The organism is Bifidobacterium coryneforme, from assembly GCF_000737865.1.
GTDB lineage: Bacteria > Actinomycetota > Actinomycetes > Actinomycetales > Bifidobacteriaceae > Bombiscardovia > Bombiscardovia coryneformis.
In genome coordinates this window covers 238,079-254,928 of sequence record NZ_CP007287.1, presented here as the reverse complement: position 1 = coordinate 254,928, position 16,850 = coordinate 238,079, and the positions used below count along the sequence as shown (strand labels likewise).

The 16,850-nt window shown below is 62.0% G+C and carries 6 protein-coding genes; 4 read left to right on the top strand and 2 right to left on the bottom strand.

Annotated elements, in window-relative coordinates; genetic code table 11:
• Positions 1–42 precede the first annotated feature (42 nt).
• Both bcor_RS07165 and bcor_RS00870 read left to right on the top strand, forming a co-directional pair.
• On the top strand, positions 43–1,377 hold the full coding sequence (locus tag bcor_RS07165; protein WP_051875571.1) for a polysaccharide deacetylase family protein: 1,335 nt from the start codon (positions 43–45) through the stop codon (positions 1,375–1,377).
• 247 nt (positions 1,378–1,624) lie between these two features.
• Positions 1,625–2,041, top strand: a complete 417-nt coding sequence (locus tag bcor_RS00870) for a hypothetical protein (protein ID WP_033498156.1) — start codon at positions 1,625–1,627, stop codon at positions 2,039–2,041.
• A 119-nt stretch (positions 2,042–2,160) separates the two neighbouring features.
• Here the strand turns inward: bcor_RS00870 and bcor_RS00865 are convergent, their stop codons facing one another.
• Together bcor_RS00865 and bcor_RS00860 are read right to left on the bottom strand one after the other, a co-directional pair.
• Positions 2,161–2,931 (bottom strand): MIP/aquaporin family protein, encoded by a 771-nt coding sequence (locus bcor_RS00865; RefSeq protein ID WP_081870296.1) that lies wholly within the window; start codon positions 2,929–2,931, stop codon positions 2,161–2,163.
• A gap of 221 nt (positions 2,932–3,152) precedes the next feature.
• Positions 3,153–6,746 (bottom strand): DEAD/DEAH box helicase, encoded by a 3,594-nt coding sequence (locus bcor_RS00860; protein ID WP_033498152.1) that lies wholly within the window; start codon positions 6,744–6,746, stop codon positions 3,153–3,155.
• Positions 6,747–7,024: 278 nt separating this feature from the next.
• On the opposite strand from bcor_RS00860, the gene bcor_RS00855 reads away from it, so the two are divergent.
• Positions 7,025–13,966 carry an RCC1 domain-containing protein gene (locus tag bcor_RS00855; protein WP_038459065.1) on the top strand — a complete coding sequence of 2,314 codons (6,942 nt, stop codon included), beginning with the start codon at positions 7,025–7,027 and terminating at the stop codon, positions 13,964–13,966.
• 237 nt (positions 13,967–14,203) lie between these two features.
• Positions 14,204–16,723 (top strand): leucine-rich repeat protein, encoded by a 2,520-nt coding sequence (locus tag bcor_RS00850; protein ID WP_033498148.1) that lies wholly within the window; start codon positions 14,204–14,206, stop codon positions 16,721–16,723.
• The last annotated feature ends 127 nt before the right edge of the window (positions 16,724–16,850 follow it).

Sequence of the window (16,850 nt, the reverse complement as noted above, 5' to 3'; positions counted from 1 at the left end):
TTGCAGAGGAGAGATGGCGTCTCTCTATCACAAGGTTCAAGTATGGCTGAAGGCGCAGGCACCTCGGACACCCGGGGGCACAAACTCCGACGATCGAAGAAGGTTGCCCTGTCTGTGGTCCTGCTGGTCCCGCTTGCCCTGGTCTCCGGGCTGGCCGCCTACAGACCCGTTTACAACCGCTACAGATCGAGCATCTCCAGGTGCATGGAATGGGGTAACGCCTGGAGAATCAGTGATGCCCACCTGAACAGGCTCCTGGATGCCATGGAAGCAGGTCAGGGCGGGGCCCAGCCACCGGCATCCACACAGAAGATCCTGGACAGGATACGGCTTCAGGAAGGCAGGGACCGCAAACAGGCCATGCAGACGGGCGCGTTCGGCCAGGACGGATGCACGGCCCGGCAGATGCCCAGCCACCGGCACAGGATGGCCGATACCCTGAGCGGTCTGACAGCTAAATCCGAGCGGGCCATCGTCGACCTGCACAAGCTGGATACCCGCCTGCCTCCCCGGGCGGACGACCTGGACCGGCTCAGGGCAATCATGCCCGGCATGGCCGAGTTCGCCGAGGACTCCAAGGCCCTGGTCGGCCGGAACAATGCCGACCGATTGACCCTGGTGGAGGACCTGAAGGTCGCGGAGAATCAGACGGACCCATACAGCGCCAGGACCTTGGAAGAGACCCTCTACAGAGATGCCGACCGCCTGGTTCAGGCCGGGAACAACCGCAAGGGCATCGACTGCGCCCGGCAGTCCTGCCTTGCCCTGACCTTCGACGATGGACCCGACACGAAGCTCACCAACCAGATACTTGATGACCTGATCGACAGCCAGTCACCCGCGACCTTCTTCCCCATAGCGCAAAAGGTCGGCCCTCGGACCACCAGGATCCTGGAGCGGATGACCCAAAAAGGGTACCCGGTCGGCAACCACACCTGGAGCCACCAGGACCTCCCCGACATCATGGCCAGGCATCAGGAAGAACTGCAGATTGCACAGTCCGGTCAGGTAATCCAGAATGCGGCCAAGCGGGCCGTCACGATGGTCAGACCTCCCCATGGCAGGGTGGACGAGGCCAGCAGGTCATACATCGGCAATCATCTCGGGGCGGCCATCGCCTCGTACAACGCGGACTCCTACGACTGGGCCCGTGGCGCCTCCCCCGGCTCGATCACAGGAAAGATCAAGGCCGAACTCCAGCCTGGCTCCATCGTCCTCATGCACGACATCCAGCCCCACACCGCACAGGCCCTGCCCGGTCTGCTGGATGACCTGCGCAGGAAGGGATACCGCCCGGTCACCATACCCGAGCTGACAGGGGAATACCCTCGCGCCGGGGCGGTCTATATCTCCCGCACCAACATCCTCAGACCCTGACAGACAGAACCTGCGACCACTTCGTATGTCAACCTGAGGCAATCCCAATTGTCGCGTGGTTTTCGACCGCGACATTTCCTCGCCCACCATCCCACTTTCCGCCCCGGAATTTGATAACGTAAGAAATGGAAGCACTGTTGCATCCAGGCGGGTCGTCAGAAATTGATGGCCAGCCACTTGTCATGGCACTGCACGGCCATGACATCTGCTTGACCCCGTGCAGGCGGACCAATCAGAAAGGTCAGTCATGGCAGAAGATACACTCATCGTCGTCGATACGTCCATGTTTGCAAAGGACGCTGCATCAAAGACGGCCAAGGCCAACGAGGTGGCCAAAAAGTTCGGGATCAGCGATGAGGCCTTGAAGCAAGTCGAGGACTACAAGGACCAGCTGAGCTATCACCAGGCATGGGACCTCCCCTTCCTGGGATATGTGGACGAGGATGGTTATGGTTACGCCTACGTGCCGGACGAAGCGGTGGCGGCCGACGGGTGGGATGCCCACAAGGCCTTCCTGGATCTGCCTGACGACGTGCAGACGGCCTTCGCCATCCGCATGCTCTTCACCCACCGCGACCTGGACCGCCACGGCGCCGAGATGTTCCTCCACCATGGCCGCGGCCTGACAGTGCGTTTCGAAGGCCCCACCTCAACCAGCTACTGATTCGCTGCCTCATACCGATGCCCCGGAAGACCAAACCTTCCGGGGCATCGCCGGTTCCCGGAAACTCAGCCCCGCCCCACGCTCCGGATAATCCCCGGGAACTCGGCAGGGTCGGAGGGTCAGGAGGCCAATCCGAAGAGGCCGGGAAGAACCACACCAATCACTGCACCGATGCAGGGGCCTACAAAGGGAACCCAGGCGTACCCCCAGTCCGCGTCCCGCTTGTCGGCCATGGGCAGGAGCGCATACGCCACCCGGGCGGAGAAGTCACGGGCGGGATTCAAGGCGGCACCGGAGATGCCACCTAGGGCCAGAACCAGAACCGTAATGACCAGGGCGACCCCGAGCGGGCCGACCTGGGTGGGCGTTCCGCCATTGACAAAGACCCAGGTGACCAGGACGGCCGTACCGACAATCTCGGATACGACATTCCAGAAATTCGACCTGATGCCCGGCTTGGTGCAGAAGACCGTGAGTTTCACATCAGGGTCGGTGTGCAGGTCGAAGTGCTTGCGGGTGGCCAGGTATCCGATACAGCATCCCACAAAGGCACCCAGGAACTGGGCCAGGATGAAGATACCGACATTGGCGGCCGTGACAGGTATGCCGCCCTTCCCCATGGGCATCCCGTTCAGGGTGGCGCCCGGATTGAACCAATGGTTGACCACCCTTGCCAGGGTGATCGAAGGGTTGAGGTGGCCTCCGGTCCGCCAGCCCACATAGACACCGACATAGACGGCAAGCCCCCAGCCCAGGGCCGCGTTGATCCAGTCGCTCCTGAAGGCGGCGCTCTTGGGCAGTGACCTGCTGGCCGAGACCATGCAGGCGATGGCCATCATGACGGCCGTTCCCAGAAACTCCGAACCGAACATCTCAATGCCGCTCATCATGCCTGACCTCATCGTTTCTCGTAATCGAACGCGCGGAGTGCAGCCACCCCCGTAACCCGGGCGGTCAACAACGACCAGCCCGGCAGGTACCGGTAAGGCACCCGTCAACCCTATGCGGCGCAACCGCCGGATAGCATCAGACCATTAAGCGTAGCCGGAACAGGGTACTCCTGCACAACCGGGGAGATACCGCCACCTTCCCGGCAGACCTACAGTCCGGGTCAGCCCAGGAGGGCAAGGAGGTCCTTGCGACTCAGACGGCCGATATCGGAGGCGCCGGTGACCGCTGCGGAATCGACGAACCGGGAGGCCAGATCGCTCTTGGTGTGTTGGAGACCAAGAATCCGCTCCTCAATCGTGTCCTTGGCCACAATCTGATACACATTGACGTCCTGAACCTGTCCAATCCGGTGGGCACGGTCGTTGGCCTGCTCCTGGGCGGCGGCGTTCCACCAGGGGTCGGCGTGAACCACCACACAGGCCCCGGTCAGATTGAGGCCCGTGTTGCCGGCCTTCAGGGAAATCAGGAAGACGGGGGTCTGATCCTGATTGAACCGATCGACCAATTCCAGGCGCTGCTTCTTGGAAGTGGCGCCGGTTATCATGTCGTACCCCACGCCCAGACCACGCAGGCGTTGGGCGATCAGGTCCAAATACGAGGTGAACTGGGAGAAGATCAGCATCTTCCGGCCAGCGTCCTGGCAGGAGAGGACCAGGTCCTCGATGGCATCGAGCTTGGCCGACTGACCATGCCGGTCGGTTTCGGACTGGGTCCCGCCCTCCGGCAGGGCTTCATAGACCAGTCTCGGATCACAACAGACCTGTCTCAACCTGGTCAGCTGGGCCAGAACCTGAATCTTCCCGGTCTCGTACTCCCGGTCCTTCTCGCGGTTCAGGGTGGAGCGGAGTTCCTGTTCGAGAGCGGCATAGAGCTTGCGTTGGCGCCCCTCCAAGGGGACGGTGATGACATTCTCGATCTTCTCCGGCAGGTCGGTCAGGACCTGGGACTTGAGCCGGCGAAGAATGAAAGGACCGACCAGGGCCTGGAGTCTGGCCTGGGCGTCCTGGTCACCACTCAGGATGGGCATCTCGAACCTGTCGCGGAAGTGGCTGTATGGCCCCAGGATTCCGGGCATGAGGAAGTCGAAGATACTCCAGAGTTCGGAGAGCCGGTTTTCCACGGGTGTTCCCGTCAGGGCAAATCGATGGCGAGAGTCCACGGTTCGCACGGCCCGGGAGGCCTTGGTGGCGTGGTTCTTGATGTACTGGGCCTCGTCCAGAACCAGGGTATCGAAGGAAGATCCCTGGTAGTCCTCGATGTCACGACGGAGCAGGTCATAGGAGGTGATCAGGAGGTCATAGGAGCCACTGCCTTCAAGCATGGAACGCCTGTCGGTCTTGCGCCCGGCCAGGACACCGACCTTCAATTCGGGCGCGAAGCGACTGGCTTCGGCAGCCCAGTTATAGACCAGGGAGGCAGGGCAGACAATCAAGGAGGGCAGGACCTCCTCGGAATCGCCGAGTGTCCGATCATGACGGGAGAGCAGGTAGGCGAGCATCTGCACGGTCTTGCCCAGACCCATCTCGTCGGCCAGAATGCCGCCGAACCCCCTGTCACTCACCGTATTAAGCCAGCGGAACCCCTCAATCTGGTAGGGCCTGAGCTGCCCGTGAAGGGTCTCCGGCACCCGGTAGGCCTGGGGGTCCACGGCTTTGAGCCCCTCCAGATAGGAACTGAAGTCCTGGTCCCGCTCGTCCTCCCCCACCTGGTCATCCAGATAGTAGGACTGGTAGGCAGGCACCGGCACCTGTCCGGCATCCAGAGTCGCAACAGGAATGCCCAGGTCCGAGGCCACGGCATCGACCTGGCCGGCATCCAGGGTGGTCAGATCCACAAAGGCCCCGCTACGCAACCGGTGGAATCGCCGACGTTTACGGTACTGGGCCAGCAACTCGGGCACCTCGTCCGGGTCGATCTCCTTGGCGATGGGAGATATTTCAACCAGACCCGACTTGAGTCTGACCCCCACCCTTATCTGGGTATGACTGGTTACGGTCAGGCCATCGAAGGCGGGGGTGGAGAAGACATGACCCATGCCGCGCAGAAGAGGCAATCCCTGGGTCAGGAAGGCATAGACGGCCTTTTCGTCAGACTCCGGAATCCTGGCCACGCCCTCCTGGGGAGCGGGGAAGTACTGACGGACCGCCTCCCTGGCCAGGCGCTCGCTGTCCAGGTCCCGCAAGGCATCGGCTGTTGTGGGAAGGTCTTGGAACACAGGGTACCGATGCTCCCCGTACCTGGCCTCCAAATCGCAGCTGATCCCCTCCTGGTCCCGGTCCAGATAGAACTCGATCTGGCATGGGGGACGGCGCAACTCCACGAGTTCAGGTGGGAGGCTGGCGGTCAGGGCAGGGCTGCGCAGCCCACCGCGACCCTGCCTGGGCTCGGCACCTGGCCCACCCAACTCGGGCAGTACGGTCCGGGTGAAGAGTTCAAGGTCGTCCCGACCCAGGTAGAGCCGGGAATCCTCCTGGCCCCCACATAGGGTCTCGATAAGCTCACGGTCCCTGATGAAGCCGGGGGAACACCTATGGAATAAGGGGGCGGCATCCTGAATCCCACCGGAAGCGACGGACCTGACCACCACGAACGAGGCGGCCTGGCCTGGAATGAACCGTTCCACCGATGCCTTGTGCTCAATCACATAACCGTCGGAACCGGCATCACCGGATCTGTCGGAGCTGATGCGGATTCCCAGGTCCGGGTCCCCGTCGACCACCCGAGCCGGCAAGGTCTGACGCAGGAAGCGTTCGGAAGGCGTGTAGTCCAGGGTCAGATCGGAATCCAGGTAGAGCTCGAGAAGCTGGGCCACCTCGTCGTCGGTAAGGGTCATCCGTCCGAGGGACGACCTGGACACGTGTCGGCCAAACGGGTCCTGCTGGGCGGCCAGGCTCCTGCGGATGGCTGCGGCCCGCTCAATCAGCCCAAGCAGGGAGAGCGAACGCTGGTCAAAGGTGTCCCGGGAATGCACAAAGGCCAGGCGCCGACCGTAAGAAACGAATTCGGTCTGGTCCACGGCCCGAAGAAGGGCGGGGATGTCCTTGACCAAGTAGGAGACACCCCTGGAGGCCATGCCGATATGGAGTCGAATTTCCCACCCGCCGGACAAATCGGACAGGTCGGGTCTGAGCCCCACCGACCCGATCGGCAGATGACGCTTTTGGTCAGTGGCGGGAATGGCCTGCCCCTCGGCACGAGTACCGACCTCCCGAAGGAGCTTGAGCTGCCTTTCCCGATAGGAGCGCCTGATGTTCCCGTCCTCCCGGAGCATATAGGCACCCAGGGCATGGGAGGTTCTGCGGGTGCCGGTCCTGCGAGCGCCCTGGACCGTCATAAGGTCGAATCGGTCCGGGTTCTCGTTGTAGGCCATTATCAACGCAATCACGTGCTTGCATACGGAACCCTGCCGACCAAAGGCCTGACAGGTGCAGGATGAGCCGATGACCTCGCCGGCGGATTGGTCAAGTCGGGTCTGCACCAGGTAGTCGTCGGTCAGGTCATACGTGGAACTGATCCTGGCCGAGAGGGTGAGGATATCGCCCTCCTCACGGACCTTCAAATCGGTCATGCGGTGGGCATCCAGAATCTCGTGGGCGCGGAAGTAGGCCCTCCCGCCCAGACGGCGCAAGGTGGAATCCGCTATGGTGTCCAGACTGCCGTATGTGGTTGAGTCGTCATCATCGCCTATGTCGAAGAACCCGGAATCGTTACCCCTGCCGGACCTTCCCCCGTAGACCGCCGCATGCCAATCCAAACCCAGGACCTCCTCTGCTGACCATCTTACTTAGGGGAGAGGGGCAAGACTTCTCGTCTCTCCAAGAGCCCACAGACAACGTTCCGAGTCTACCAAGCGAGACACACCGATGAATTGATAAGAAAACCTATATGATTCCTTGCCGCCGTATGATATGGTCTTTGGAAGTTTCATCACGAGGGGGACCGCCTTTTGTGCTGACTCGTCATTGGGGTGGCGAGTGCGGAGACCGATAATCTCCCAGCTGCAGGAGGCGGGATTATTGGGGAGTTCTCGCTATGCACAATAACAGCGTATCCAGGCACATCGCCAGGCCGATCATAGGCGCGCTTGCCGTCCTGGCCGCCATGGGGGTTGGCCTGATGGCAGGTTCCGACCCGGCTGACGCACAGTCGGCGGACCAGTCCGTACTGTCCCGGACAGGAGAAGACACAGGTCTTCAGACCCTGAACCCCGGCAAGGGTTCCACCTTGTCTCCCTCGGATACGCCTTCATCACCGCTCCCTACACCGTCTGCCTCACGGCCCGCTGAACCGGCACCATCGTCAACCACTTCCACCCCGCAATCCGATTCCGGACCGTCCCAGCTGGCGACCCCCAATCCACTGTCAGGCGAGGACTCAGACCAGGCGACCGCAAAATCCCGTGAACCGGCGGCCAGATCCGGTGACAGCCATACCGTTACATTCACCTCCGAGGCCGGCACCCAAGGCATGCCTGCCGCCCAGACGGTCGTCGACAGAAGGACCGCCACCCGGCCTCTCAGCGATCCCACCCGGCCTGGGTGGACCTTTGCCGGATGGTTCCAGGGCGACGTCGCCTACAACTTCACCCGGCCGGTAACGAAGGACACGGCTCTTACTGCCAAATGGGGCAAATGGTCCATCAGCCCGACCGAGGGACCCTGGAGGGGCGGCACCGACGTCCAGGTGAATTTGCCCACGGATCAGAATCGGTTTGCTCAGGTCGCATCAGGCCATTCGCACTCCCTGGCGGTGGGCAGCGACGGGAACGTATACGTATGGGGGTCCAACCGTCACTCCGAGTTCGGCATCGCTGACATACCCTACTCCATGGTCCCGCTAATGGTCCCCATGCCCGAGGGCGTGAAGTTCATTCAGGTATCTGCAGGCTATCAGTTTTCCATGGCCCTGGACAGTCAGGGTAGGGTATGGACTTGGGGTGACGCCGATTTTGGAAAACTGGGCCGGAGACCCGATGCCGCCAATCCCGCCAATAGACCCGGCATGGTCCCCATGCCGACAGGCGTGACGTTCACCTCCATCAGCGCCGGTCAAAAACATGCCGTGGCCCTGGATCAGAACGGCGAAGTTTGGACCTGGGGACCTTCATGGGGCAGCCTACTTGCACGCCCCAACAGTAGTTCCAACCCCGCAGATATACCCGGTAAGGCACAACTACCCGCAGGCACCGTGTTCACAGCCATCAGCGCGGGCAGAAACCACTCCATGGCCCTGGCAGCTGACGGGACCGTCTGGACCTGGGGAAACGGCGGGGACTGGCTCGGTCACACCGGCACATCACCCGCAGCGGTCAATACCAATCTGAAATTCACTGATATCAGCGCCGGCGGAGATCACTCCATGGCTTTGGATGCGGGCGGCACCCTCCAAACCTGGGGAAGCAATGATTACGGCCAGCTGGGACGCGCGCCCACAACAGACAACCCGTCCACCCAGCCAGGCCCCGTCCCCGACCTGACCGACATCAGCGTTATTCACGCAGGAAACCAATATTCCGCAGCCACCTCCGGCACCGGGAGCTGGGCCTGGGGACGCAATAATCAAGGACAGCTCGGCACAAACACCACCACCGACTCAGCCACACCAACACGCATGGTCGCTCCCGACGGGGCACCCGCCGGATTCAAGTACATCGGCTTCGCAGCCAATGGTTCAAACCAGAGCGATTTCCGGACCTTGGCAATCGGATCCGACGGCAACGCCTACGGTACAGGAAACGGAACCTCCGGAGAGCTCGGACAGAACACATCAAAAAACTCCCTCAAGACGGTGATGGTTTGGAGACCCACCAGCAGGGAGATCACTACCGTCATATTCGGCGACAGAAACAACGCAGCCGGAGTGTACCGCCGTGCTGACGGGTGGTACACCTCCACCCCCAGGCAAGGCATCGGCACCGTCGACCTCATCATCCGATCCACCATCGACGGCATCGCCCAACCCGACGAGACCGGCCACCAGTTCACGTACACCGGCACCGCCACCACCGTGACTTTCCAATCCGAACACGGAGCCCCCATACCCCAGCAGGAGGTGGCAGTCGGTGACGTGGCCCAACGTCCAAGTGATCCCTCCGAGGATGGGTGGACCTTTGACGGATGGTTCCAGGGCGACGTCGCCTACGACTTCATCACCCCCGTTACCGGCCCCACCACGCTGAAAGCCCGGTGGACATATGGGAACAGCCAGTGGTCAGCCCATCCCACTTCAGGCCCCCGGACAGGCGGCAATGATGTACGACTTGACCCACCAAGCCGTATCGCCTTCAGCCAAGTAGTAGCAGGTGGTTGGTTCTCATTGGGCTTGGGAAGCGACCAGAACATATACGCTTGGGGCGACAACACCCACGGCGAGCTGGGCGACGGCACCACGACATTACGTAACGTTCCGGTGAAGGTACCCATGCCTGAAGGCGTGAAATTCACTCAAGTATCCGCAGGCAGCAGTCATGCCATGGCCCTGGACAGCGAGGGCAGAGTTTGGACATGGGGAGACAATATTTACGGCCAGCTCGGCCGTGTACCGAACGATGCAAACCCAGCCAACAAACCTGGCATAATCTCCGTGCCGACAGGCGTATCGTTCATTGCCATCAGCGCCGGTTATGAATTTTCAGTGGCCCTGGACCAGGACGGAAACATCTGGACCTGGGGAAACAACGGCTGGAAACAGCTCGGACGGTACGCCGTCGAGGCAGAAGAAAGGAAAACTCCGGGAAAAGTGGTAATGACCCGTGGAGCCACCTTCGTTGCCATCAGCGCCGGCACCGGGCACACCACAGCACTGTCCGTCGACGGGACCGCCTGGACCTGGGGCTACCAAGACGCACGGTCCGGACGCATCGGAAGTACTGACTTTCACGACGGCACAGGCCCAGCTCCGGTCAACAGTGATTTGAAGTTCACAGCCGTCAGCTCAGGAGATGATTACTCCTTGGCCATTGCCACAGACGGCACCGTCCTGAGCTGGGGTCTCAACGAGTATGGCCAATTGGGTCGCACACCCGACAGCGCCCACCCCGCCGGCAGACCCGGGCGTATCGATAACCTGTCCGGGGTCACCGACATCAGCGCCTCGAACAATCGCTCTTCCTTCGCTATCACCCCCACAGGTACCTGGGCCTGGGGCCGCAACCATCAAGGGCAGCTGGGCATCCCCACCAACACCGGCAATGACAGTCCGGGCGTGCCTGTGCCCACCCGCATACCTGCGCCCAGGGATGCACCCGCCGGTTTCTCCTACCGCAGGACCGCAGCTTCCAACAGCAATAGTCACACGCTGATCATCGGTTCCGATGGCTCCACTTACAGTTTCGGCTACAACGGAGGCGGCCAGCTCGGACGCGGCCCCACCCAACAAGACAGCACTTACGAATCGGCCAGCGTTTGGTTTCCGTGGCCGTTGACCCTGTCCGGCGTCACCTTCGACGGAGTACCGGCCCAGGGCGTGGTGACACGGCAGACGGACGGTTCCTGGATTGCGCGTCCTCCTGCCCACTCGCCGGGACAGGTGGAGCTACGGGTGCCCTGGTCACGGCCAGGTCGAGACCAGGGTGTGGAAATCCTGCCCTATACATATCTGCCATTGAGACACCAGGTCAGGTTCGACCCAGGCAATGGAGACCCGGTTATCGTCCAGACCGTGGATGAGTGGGGACTGGCCATCCGGCCTGACACGAATCCGACCCGTGCCGGCTACCAGTTCGACGGATGGTTCCAGGGCGAAGCGGCCTACGATTTCACCCAGCCCATCTCAGAAGACACCACTGTGACGGCCAAGTGGAGCCGTCCCGGTTCCTGGTCACGGTCACCCGCATCCGGCCCCACCGGCGGCGGCACGGCCATAACCCTCACCGCCCCCTCCGGAGCATTAGGCGCACGCCTGGCCGGCATCAACGCAGGCGGCTCCCATTCCGTGTCCGTTTCCAGCGACGGACAGGTATACGCGTGGGGCGACAACACGCACGGCCAAATCGGCGACGGCACCCACACCGGACGCACCCTCCCCACCGGCACAGCCGCACCTGCAGATGTGCTCTTCACCCAGGCGACGGCAGGCAGGAACCACACGGCAGCCCTCGACACCACCGGACGAATCTGGACCTGGGGCGACAACTCAGAAGGACAGCTCGGACGCGGAACGGTCGGCGGAGATGATTCCACGCCCGGCCTTGCCGCCACTGGCGATACACGATTCACTCAGATCAATGCCGGCGACGACCACACCATCGCCCTGGACACGACCGGGCACGTCTGGACCTGGGGCAACGACACCTACGGCCAGCTCGGACGCGGAGCGGCCGGCAGCGCCACAGGCACACCCGCAATACGCCCAATGCCCGAGGGCACGCCGCCCGGGCTGGTCTACACCCAGATACAGGCCGGTGGCAATCACTCCCTCGCCATAGCCAACAACGGCACCCTGTATGCCTGGGGCGACGACACCTACGGCCAGCTGGGAGACAATAAGACCGGCACCGCCACGGCCACCCCCACCCCTGTACGCACCCCGACCGGTGCACCCCCAAGCTTCACCTGGTTGTATCTGGCCGCAGGCAAGAACCACACGCTTGCCATCGCAACCGACACCACCGCCAACACCACCGCCGTGTACGCATTCGGCTCCGGCCGGCACGGCCAAATCGGCAAATACCCTGCAGAGGCCGACAACCCCCTGCCTACCAAGTCCGATCTGCCCAACGGTGCCACTATCTTGAGAGTCTCCGCCGGGGGTCAGACCTCGCAGGCCATCATCTCCACTGGAGCTCTCTACACCTGGGGAAGCAATACGAACAGCCAGATCGGCGACGGCACCAATACCGACAGGACCGTGCCAGTCGCCATCACCACCCCGGGTCGGGCGAACTTCACATGGAAGCGGGCCGCCGTGGGAATGAGCCACACCCTTGGCATCGACTCGGCAGGTACCCTGCATACCTGGGGTGACAACACCCACGGCCAGCTCGGCGAAGGAACCGACACGCCCCGATCCACACCCGGAAAGACCACTTTCCCCACCTTGCAGGTCACCTCGACCGCATTCGGGGCTCGACCTGGCGGAAACCCCAGCCCACAAACCGACGATTCCTGGCAGGTCACTGCACCAGCGAGGAAGCACCGGCCCGGTCGGGTACCCCTGACTATCCGATGGAGTCTGAACGGCAAACCACAACCCGACACCGACCTGGACTACACCTATGCCCCGAGCCGGTACACCGTCACCTACGACACCGGCGGAGGGACACCCGTCCCTCCCGATGCCACAGTGGACGAGGATGGGATCACGGCACGGCCTGCCACCGACCCCACACGAGCGGACCATGTGTTCGACGGATGGTTTGACGGAGATACGGCTTACGACTTCACCCAGCCCATCGACCGGGACATGACCCTTACCGCCCACTGGCACCAGCCCGGCCACTGGACGCTGAGTCCGGACCACGGCATTGACTCCGGCGGCGAGACCGTCACCCTAACCCCTCCCGCACCAGGCGGCATGCGCCTGGCCCAGGTCAGCGCAGGAAGTCGAAACTCACTGGGCATCGGCTCAGACGGCAACGCCTACGCCTGGGGATCCAACGATAGTGGTCAGCTCGGCGACGGGACCCGCACCGACCGGTCCACCCCCGTAAGAGTCGCCACTCCGACCGGAGCAGGCAACGGATTCACCTGGACCCAGGTCCAGGCCGGTGAATCCATGGGCATCGGCCTGGGCTCTGATGGCAACGCCTACGCCTGGGGATCCAACACCAACGGCCTCGGCGACGGCACCAGCACCTCCTCCGCCCTGCCCGTCCGAGTCGCCACCCCAACCGGAACCGCACCCGAATTCCGGTACACGCAGGTCGCAGTCGGCGGTCAGCAGCTCATGGCACTCGGCTCTGATGGCAACGCCTACGCCTGGGGATCCAACACCAACGGCCTCGGCGACGGCACCAGCACCTCCTCCGCCCTGCCCGTCCGAGTCGCCACCCCAACCGGAACCGCACCCGAATTCCGGTACACCCGCATCAGCGCTGGAGACGGATTCGCCCTGGCACTCGGTAATGACGGGCAGGTATACAGTTGGGGTTCCAACTCCAACGGCAGGCTCGGTCAAGGCAGCGCAATCAGCGGAAACGGACTATTGCCCGGGCCTATTGCCACACCCGTAGGAGCCGACAAGGCCCCCGTCTTCACCCAGATCAGCGCAGGTGCCTATCATGCCCTGGCCTTGGACGAGGACGGACACGCCTGGGCCTGGGGCCGCAACAACAGCGGACAGACCACCCCTGCCTTGAGCGGAGACCAGACCGTACCCGTCCAGGTACCGCTCCCCCAGGGCGCACCCGAAGGGTTCGCCTACACCCAGCTGGCGGCAGGGGGAAGCCACAGCCTGGCCATCGGAACCAATCAGGTGGTCTACGGATGGGGCGACAACACCCACGGCCAGCTCGCCGACGGGCGCGCTTCACAGCAACCCGCACAGGCCAAGAACCCTGATACCCCCAATCAGGCACTCACCGCCCGCGCCATCAGCGCCGCAGGTGACCACAGCCTGGCCATCGGAACCAGCGGGACGGCCTATGGATTCGGGCAGAACACCAACCACCAGGGTGGCACAAGAGCCGGATCCGCCGACCTCACCGAAGCAACCCCCATCACCATTCCAGCCGACGGAGTACCCACCCGAATCTCCTTCGACGGGCAGGACAGCACCAACATCCGTCAACAACCCGACGGCACCTGGCAGATCACCACACCTGCCCATGAACCCGGATCGACCACCGCCCGCATCCAGTGGACCATCGCCGGGTACCCCCAACCCGACGACACCTCCAACACCTACACCTACCAGCACACTGCCAGGCTCCCAAACGCAGGCGGCATCGGCATCGTCCTCCTGCTGGTCGTAGGGTTGCTGACCATGGCGGCTGCCGCGGCAAGGCAACGACAGTTGAAGAGGCCCCGGGAGTAGACCAACCCGGAAGGGCATGCAATTAAGGGGCGGCAGGATGTCCTGCCGCCCCTTAATTGCAATCTGAGAGCCTGAAAGGAAGTTGGAACCACGTGTTGGGTCTTACGGACTATCTATGGACTTTCCGTCTTTTTTTGATTCTTTTTCGGGATTCGTATTATAAGGTGGAAGCAGTCCCTGATCACTTTGTGCGCACGGAGCCTGCAGCAGGGTGTAGGGGTAGTGAGATGAGGACTGATGACATACAGGTTGGGCGGTAAAGGGACAGGTTGTGGTTCCCTGTCTTCTGGGGACTTTACGTCCCGCGCCAAGACCTGTATAACGAATCTGCTGGTCATCGGTCTACTGGGCACACTCACGCTCCTGGGCGTGCCGCAGAGCGCCCAGGCAGACGAAGTCGGCGGCACGAAGACATCTGAGCAGACACAGACCTCGAGTCAGCCATCACCTGGACAGGCGCAACCGGACCAGTCAACACCGATCCAGACATCAGGACAGACCCCGAACCCACAACCTCGGCAGGAGCAGGGAAACCAGGTACAGAGCCAGGAAGCCCAGACGACCACGACCTCCGGAGACGGTGGATGCACCGTCGCGGCCGAACCCGATAAGTGGAACTGGACCATCACCAGCGAGGCCAACAAAACCGCCGAACTCGGCAAGTACATTCCCAACTGGGGGTGGATCCCGGCCGGAGGCGAGGTCCGGCTGCCCGGCACCTTCACCAAGAACGGGAACACCTATACGGTGACCTCCATCGGCGAACAAGCCTTGATATATCAACCCGGCAGCCTTGTCATCAACCATCTCTGCATGCCGGACACGGTGGAGACCATAAAGACCGAAGCCTTCTACAACACGAAGATCGCCGACATCCACCTGTCCTCAAATCTGAAGACCATCGGCGAACAGGCCTTCGCATACAGCGACATCCCCTCAATCACCATCCCCAGCAAGGTGGAAACCATCGGGAACTCGGCCTTCCTCAACAATGACACCCACGCCAACAGGCTCAACACCCTCGATCTCAGCCAGGCCACCTCCCTGACCAGCATCGGAACCTACGCCTTCTACGGGTCCGGTCTGACCTCGGTAGCCATCCCCGGCAAGGTAAAGACCATCGGCGACAACGCCTTTTCCCACAGCCCCAACAATTCATCCGCACTCTCCACCGTTGACTTCAGCCAGGCCACCTCCCTGACCAGCATCGGGAAGAGCGCCTTCTGGAACACCCACCTGACCTCGGTCGCGATACCCCCAAAGGTGGAGACCATCGGCGACAACGCCTTCGGCAGCATATCGAACCTGTCTCAGCTGGACATGAGCGGGGCGGACTCCCTGTCCAGCATCGGCACGGAAGCCTTCATATACGACAGGATCCAGAACAGCATCACCCTTCCGCCAAACCTGAAGACCATCGCCGACAGAGCCTTCTTCGGCAATCTCATCAGCAGGTTGGATCTACCGGCCACCTCGGCACTGCAGACCATCGGCAATTCCGCCTTCGCCTACAACCGCATCATGGGGGGCGCGAATTCCAAGGACCTCATATTCCCCGACAACCTGACCAACGTCGGCCAACTCGCCTTCGTGGGCAACCTGATCACTTCGGTGCATTCCACCAAACCCGTCAGCATCGGCGACCACGCCTTCGACTACAACAACATCTCCGAACTGCTTCTCCCCTCGGCCCGGTTGAGTGGCACCTCGCCGGCCAATACCGAGAACGCCACCATCTACTTCGCACCCAACAAGCCCAGCATCAGTCTTAGTGAGCTCTTCGGTGAAACCGATGTCGCCGGACAGAAGCTGGACCATATCGATATCAATCCCAACAACGTGTGGTCTTCCACCGGGGTCTCATACTCCCCGACCGACGGGAAATTCACCGTTCCACATGGCACAAGCAGCTTCCGCTTCGCCTGGGACATGGAGATGAACGGGCGGTCCGTCTTCAATGGCTACTACCAGGTATATCTGAACGCGGACAGAATCAGGGTCCGTGACTCCTACAGCTCCTATGGAGCCAGGTGGACGCCCTATGAGAACCTCATGTCGGCCACGGATGGGAACGGAAACCACCTGACCCTCGACGACCTCGATATCATCCTGACCAATCCCCAAGGCGTGGTGCAGTCCAATAGCAGCCCGGATCACAGCAACATGTCGCAGACGCTGAACGGGGAGGGTGCCTGGCACGTCCAATTCAGATACCCCAGGGGGAGCACCAGTGCTCTTTTAATCGGCGATGCCAACATCAACGTCACACACCATCTCACGGCGAAGCTCACCGGAAGCTCGTCCGTAGCAAGGACCGGGGAGATGCTGAAACCCGAAACCGGGAAGTACTCCGTGACCATCTACGATACCGATGGGACCACCGTTTACCCGGCCAACCTCTCCCTGACCTCAGGCGATCTGCAGGTACAGAAGGATGACGGTACCGTTCTGGGCGAGGGGGCCACTGCGGCGGGGACCTATCAGGTCAGACTGAGTGCACAGGGAAAGGCCCACATCGCCAGCCAGCTGGATGTGAACCACGTGGGTACCAAGTGGTTCGATGTCGATTACAGCACGAACGATGCTACCTTCATCATCGTGGCGTCCTCCTACCAACTGCCGCTGGCAGGGGGAAATCCAACCAAGGTCATCATCGGATCCCTGCTGGCGGGAGCCTCCCTTCTTGGAACCTCCATCTTCCTGACGAATCTCTTCCTGAAGCGCCATGGAGGGTGGAGGAATTACCTGGCCGGATAGGAACCGGTCAGAGGTCACGGAGTTCCTCCGTTCGTCGGCGACATGATTCATCGCCCTACCCGCGCGCTCTCAGGAAAAGCCCGGGACTTCAGCAGACATGCCGACTTACGAAAAGTCGTTTCACTCC